This is a genomic window from Bradyrhizobium sp. (genome assembly GCF_019244115.1).
Classification (GTDB): domain Bacteria; phylum Pseudomonadota; class Alphaproteobacteria; order Rhizobiales; family Xanthobacteraceae; genus Bradyrhizobium.
This window is the reverse complement of sequence record NZ_JAFATE010000427.1, coordinates 1-5133: the sequence shown is the minus strand read 5'-3', so window position 1 is coordinate 5133 and position 5133 is coordinate 1. Positions and strand designations below refer to the sequence as shown.

6 protein-coding genes are annotated in these 5133 nt (G+C 62.4%); 2 read left to right on the top strand and 4 right to left on the bottom strand.

Annotated elements, in window-relative coordinates; translation table 11 throughout:
* Positions 1-634, top strand: a 634-nt coding sequence (locus JOZ76_RS18805) for a TCP-1/cpn60 chaperonin family protein (protein ID WP_291700642.1), incomplete at its 5' end; no start/stop codon positions are given.
* Between the two features lie 149 nt (positions 635-783).
* On the opposite strand, the gene JOZ76_RS18800 is transcribed toward JOZ76_RS18805, so the two are convergent.
* From JOZ76_RS18800 to JOZ76_RS18785, 4 genes are all read right to left on the bottom strand, one after another.
* Complete coding sequence (locus tag JOZ76_RS18800) at positions 784-1572, bottom strand: COG4705 family protein (RefSeq protein WP_291700640.1); 789 nt, start codon at positions 1570-1572, stop codon at positions 784-786.
* Between the two features lie 324 nt (positions 1573-1896).
* Positions 1897-2343, bottom strand: coding sequence for a hypothetical protein (locus JOZ76_RS18795; protein ID WP_291700638.1), 447 nt, complete (start codon positions 2341-2343; stop codon positions 1897-1899).
* Positions 2344-2681: 338 nt separating this feature from the next.
* Positions 2682-3299, bottom strand: coding sequence for a hypothetical protein (locus JOZ76_RS18790; protein WP_291700636.1), 618 nt, complete (start codon positions 3297-3299; stop codon positions 2682-2684).
* Positions 3300-3522: 223 nt separating this feature from the next.
* Positions 3523-4365 (bottom strand): LysR family transcriptional regulator, encoded by an 843-nt coding sequence (locus JOZ76_RS18785; RefSeq protein ID WP_291700634.1) that lies wholly within the window; start codon positions 4363-4365, stop codon positions 3523-3525.
* 127 nt (positions 4366-4492) lie between these two features.
* Between JOZ76_RS18785 and JOZ76_RS18780 the strand changes: the two genes are divergently transcribed.
* Positions 4493-5125, top strand: a complete 633-nt coding sequence (locus JOZ76_RS18780) for a glutathione binding-like protein (RefSeq protein ID WP_291700632.1) — start codon at positions 4493-4495, stop codon at positions 5123-5125.
* The last annotated feature ends 8 nt before the right edge of the window (positions 5126-5133 follow it).

Genomic DNA, 5133 nt, shown 5'->3' with positions numbered 1-5133 from the left:
CGGCAAGAAGGCCGACATCGAGGCGCGCGTGCAGCAGATCAAGGCGCAGATCGAGGAGACCACCTCGGACTACGACCGCGAGAAGCTGCAGGAGCGTCTGGCCAAGCTCGCGGGCGGCGTCGCGGTGATCCGCGTCGGCGGCGCGACCGAGGTCGAGGTGAAGGAGCGCAAGGACCGCGTTGATGACGCGATGCATGCGACCCGCGCCGCGGTCGAGGAAGGCATTCTGCCAGGCGGCGGCGTCGCCCTGCTCCGGGCCATCGACGGGCTCAAGGGTCTGCGCGCCAAGAACGACGACCAGAAGACCGGCATCGAGATCGTGCGCAAGGCGCTGTCGGCGCCGGCCCGCCAGATCGCGATCAATGCGGGCGAGGACGGCTCCGTCATCGTCGGCAAGATCCTGGAGAAGGACCAGTACGCCTATGGCTTTGACAGCCAGACCGGCGAGTACGTCAACCTGGTCACCAAGGGCATCATCGACCCGACCAAGGTGGTGCGCACCGCGATCCAGAACGCCTCCTCCGTGGCGGCGCTGCTGATCACGACCGAAGCCATGGTCGCCGAGCTGCCGAAGAAGCAGGCGGCCGGCCCCGCAATGCCTCCGGGCGGCGGCATGGGCGGCATGGATTTCTAAGGGTCCGGCCTCTCACACGAAACACAAAGGGCGCGGTGCAGACCGCGCCCTTTTTGTTTGTTCACGCTGCCCCGCAAGGCCGTGGGAAATATCCGGATTGAGATCATCCCAGACCTCACCACGATACGCCCATTTCGACATTCGACGATCTAGCTCGTTAGTCGGGAGACCGCTTCAGGCTGGCCCGGATGTTGGCCGGCCCGTTGCGGCAGCAGCAATAAACAAGCGACAATGAATGCTGCAATGACAGCTGAAGCAAGGGGACGGCTTAACGCCAGTCCTCCATGGTTTACCGGCTTGTCGAGGAAATCGCCTATGGTTGCGCCCAAGGGTCGCGTCAAGATGAATGCCGACCAGAAGAGCGTCACTCTGGAAACGTTCGTCCAGCAGTAGGCTGCAGCGAGGATGGCCAAGCCAGCAGCGAAAATCACCGCTCCGCCTTCATAGCCAAGTCCCGCCGAGTCAGCCATCCAATCGCCCAGCGCCGTTCCCAGGGTCTGAGAAAATGTGATGGCTGCCCAGTAAAATATTTCCGCCGTCGGTGTGTTCACGTTATCCACCGATATGGAGCCGAGCGACCAATACCAAAGGCCAAGCACTGCAATGAGGCTGGCCAACAAGACCAACGAGCCTCCGAGATACCCGATCCCTAGAGAGCGATCCGCGAAGTCCGCCATTGTCGTGCCGAACGTCGTAGAAGCAACGATGGTCGCCCAGTAGAGGAACGGGTGAAACTTCTTCACCAGGATTTGACTAGCGACCAAGACCACCAGAACCCCTAGAAACAACGCTGTTCCTGCGAGGTAACCCCAGCTCAAAGTCATCGTCACGGTGTCGCCGCCCGTTTCGCCCAGCGTGGTCGCCGCGATCTTGATGATCCAGAAGACGAGTGTGACCTCGGGCACCTTGCTCGAGGCAATCCTTGCATCGCTATTCATATTTCAGCTTTCTAGCTTTGATCAGCCCCTGCAGGGCAACAAAGCCGCTTTGACCGCGTTCCCTCATTAGGGCGCGCTCAGTGCAACATCTCTGGTCTCGACCCACAGTCTCGTGGTGCGTCCGCCTCGCTTCCCGAGTGGCGGACAAGTCGGAGCTTTGCGCTTCTCGCGACGGCGCAGTGCAAATTGAGCACGATCCCAAGTGCTCATTCGGATTGCCCATGCGCAAAGATCAGGCTGAAGCGGCCGGGGATGTTTCCCGGCGGCAGACACCTACCCCCTCGAAAACGAGGCGCGATCAAACCGCGCTCTTTGGTTACCGCATCACTCGCCGATCTTCTTCTTCAGGGCATCGCAGGTCGACCGCACCTCCTCGGTGAGGGCCGAGCAGGATTCGATATCGTTGAAGATGCGCTGAGCCTCCTTGCGGAAGTGAGCGGCGGTGGTCCTCACGTCCTCGAGCATGGTGACGACGCTCGCGGTGATCTCGACACATCGTTTCGCGGTTTCCTTGCCCATGGCCTCGATCTCCTTGGCCGCGTTCTCGTACTCGCGAACGACGGCTTCGGCCGAGAGCATTCCGATCTCGCTGACGCCGTCCCGGTGGGTGACGTATTCGGGCAACGGCATGACGCGGTTCACGGGCGGAGCATAGGTACGGGGGTCGTCGCCAGTCGCGGGCGTCAAAGTGGCGATATCGTTCTCGAGCTGACGGATGACATCGCGTTCGACCTCGTTGATGTCGAAGGCTTGCCTGGCTGTACCTCGCATGACGAACTCCTTTGCTAGGTCGTACTCGTGAGCAGCGGGCCTTGATGGGCCATCGGAGGCGAGGCTTGATCGTTCAGCGCGGATGGGTGGTCTCAAGCCGCGAGTTCCCCCAAAACCTGTCCCACCGGTTGAATATGGCATAAATGTGGTATCCACAGATTTTTCACACTCCGGCCCTCGATTTGGTGGCTCAAGGCCCGGTCAGGCGTTTTTCGAATTTCGGAAAAACCACGATCCAATTATGAAGCGCGCGGTCAAAACCGGTTCCTTCTCGTGGTCGCGCGCCTTGTCAGCTGATGGACAGCGATTGGGATCGATGCGGTCGTCAGATTTGGCTGCTAGCCGAGCGGCCGCAGCATCCGTTCCGGCAGCCGGCGCTCGGCAAACAGGGTTTTCAGCTCGGCGATGCTGAGATAGCGCGCATCGCGCCCCTGCTTGCCCATGACGCGGAGCAGAATGGGAAATTCGCCATCCATCAGGCGGCGATCGATCAGCCGCCGCCTGCCCTTTGCGCGTGCAAAATTGGCGTTCATGAATTTTGTGATCTCGGCCAGATTGAGGCCGATCTCGGCGTTGCCGTTCGCGTCGACCTTTTCGCTGCCGAACGTGGCCATGCGATCGAGCTGGCTCTGGTCGAACCGGCTGGACTGGTCGAGGATGCCGGAGCCTGCCCCCTTCTTGTCGAGCGGTCCGCCGCGAAGCGCCGACAGGTGTACGCCGTGAACCGTCGTGCGCACCACTTGCAGCGGGCTCAATCCATTGGCAACCAGTGCGATCAGGATGATGGGTGTGGCGTGCAGCTCGGCCGTTCCATCGCCGGTTCGTGCGACCGTCCGGATCGTATCGGAAAGATGCTTGAGCGGCTCATACTGGTCGCTCAGCAGGCCTTCGGCTACGAGCGCGCGCAGGAACGGACAGGGGTTTTGCGGAGAAACGGGCTTTCGGTCCTCAGGCATGTCCACTCGCTGAATCGAGCCTCATGCGACAACAACACAGAACCAAAGGCACGTCGAGGTTGCGGATTGAACCTGCCCGAAAGACAACTCCCGCGGATCCGGCATCGTTATGCCCCCACCTAGACGATCTGCAATCGTGGGTAGGAGGGGTTGAGCGCGACGATACTCATCACAGCTCGGTGTGAGATTGATGGGTTTCGCCTTTCGCTCTACCATTCTACGCTTACGCCTTTGCCAATTCGGCGAAGCAGCCGCGCAGCCAGTCGATCACGACGCGGGCGGCCACATCGCGCTTCAGATGGTTCTGCACCAGGAGCCAGACGTCGCGCCGCCGCGGCAGCAGCGTGGCGCGCAGACGCCGGTCGGCGAGCAGTTCGGCCGAGATATAGTCCGGCAGGATACCTGCGGCCTGATGCGTCGCGATCAGCGTGCGGATGACACGGAGATTGTCAGTAACCAGACGCGCACGCTCCGAAAATCCTCTGGCCTTCAGGACCAGCGTTTCCGGAATGGGACCGAGCTCGTCAGGATAGGCGCAGATCACACCCTCGGCTCCAATCTCTGCGGCCGGCTCGAACAGATAGAGGCGGAACTCGCCGAGTTTCGAGATGGTGAAGTCGCCCTTGTCCGGCTTGCGCAGGCGGACGGCAAAGTCGGCCTGCCAGCGGGAGAATTTCACGTTCTCGCTCGAGGTGAGCAGTTGCAGCCCAAGGCCGGGATGCGCCGCGAGCAAGGCGGCCGCGCGCGGCGCCAGAAATTCTTCCGCAACCATGTTGGTGCTGGCGATCCGGAACCGGCCGGCGACGCCCGCGCCGCTCCCACCGATCTTCTCGATTTCCGCAACATGGCCCGCGATCGTCTGAACGTGCGACAGCACCATGTCGCACTGCGCGGTCGGCCGGCGCATCCCGTCGACCGCCTCGAACAGTTTTGCGCCGAGCGCACGCTCGACGCGCTGCAGGCGCCGCCCGACCGTGGTCTCGTCGATGCGTAGGCGACGGCTCGCCCCGGCATAGCTGCCGGCGTCTCTCACCGCGGCGACGATGCGCAGATCGTCCCAGTTCATGGACACAACGTTACCATGGCGGTGGATCGGCCTGCAATTCTGCAGCCGCCGGCTGCAATAGTCCTGCGCAAAGGCCGCCCTCGCCCCGCTATGCTCCGCGCAAGCGCGCAAAAAAGCGGAGATCATGATGCTGCAGCTCTATTTCTGGCCGATGGCCTGCTCGCTCGCCAGCCGCATCGCGCTGATGGAGGCCGGTATCGAGGCGCGCTACCATCTCGCCGATATCTGGAAAAAACGCGTGGCCGCGGACGACAGCGATTTCTTCGCCGTTTCGCCAAAGGGCGCGGTACCGGTGCTGGTGCTGGACAATGGCGAGCGGCTCACCGAGAGCGCCGCGGTGCTGCAATACATCGCCGATCTCAAGCCGGAACTCGGCCTCGCGCCGCCGGCGGGCCATGCGGACCGCTATCGCCTGCAGGAGTGGCTGAGCTTCGTCGGCTGCGAGATCCACAAGGCGTTTCTGTTTCCGACCTTCTGGTACAAGGACGACGCCGCCAAAGCCAGCGCGCGCGCACGGATCGACGGCAGCGTGCAGATTGCCGCAGACCATCTCGCACAACGCGAGTTTCTGGTCGGCGACCATTTTACGGTCGCGGACGGCTATCTCGCCTGGTCGCTGCTGTTGCTCGGCCGCGGCGGCGTCGACGTCGCCCGATGGCCGTCGCTCGTCAGCTATCTCGACCGGATCCGGTCGCGGCCGGCTGTGAAGACCGCCATCGAACACGAGATGCAGCTCAGGAAGACCTTGACGACCTCGTAGCGCCGCCG

What these genes read in the sequence shown, in the direction of transcription:
- JOZ76_RS18800 (WP_291700640.1), bottom strand. Translation starts at nt 1,572, where the DNA reads ATGAATAGCGATGCAAGGATTGCCTCGAGCAAGGTGCCCGAGGTCACA.
- JOZ76_RS18795 (WP_291700638.1), bottom strand. Translation starts at nt 2,343, where the DNA reads ATGCGAGGTACAGCCAGGCAAGCCTTCGACATCAACGAGGTCGAACGC.
- JOZ76_RS18790 (WP_291700636.1), bottom strand. Translation starts at nt 3,299, where the DNA reads ATGCCTGAGGACCGAAAGCCCGTTTCTCCGCAAAACCCCTGTCCGTTC.
- JOZ76_RS18785 (WP_291700634.1), bottom strand. Translation starts at nt 4,365, where the DNA reads ATGAACTGGGACGATCTGCGCATCGTCGCCGCGGTGAGAGACGCCGGC.
- JOZ76_RS18780 (WP_291700632.1), top strand. Translation starts at nt 4,493, where the DNA reads ATGCTGCAGCTCTATTTCTGGCCGATGGCCTGCTCGCTCGCCAGCCGC.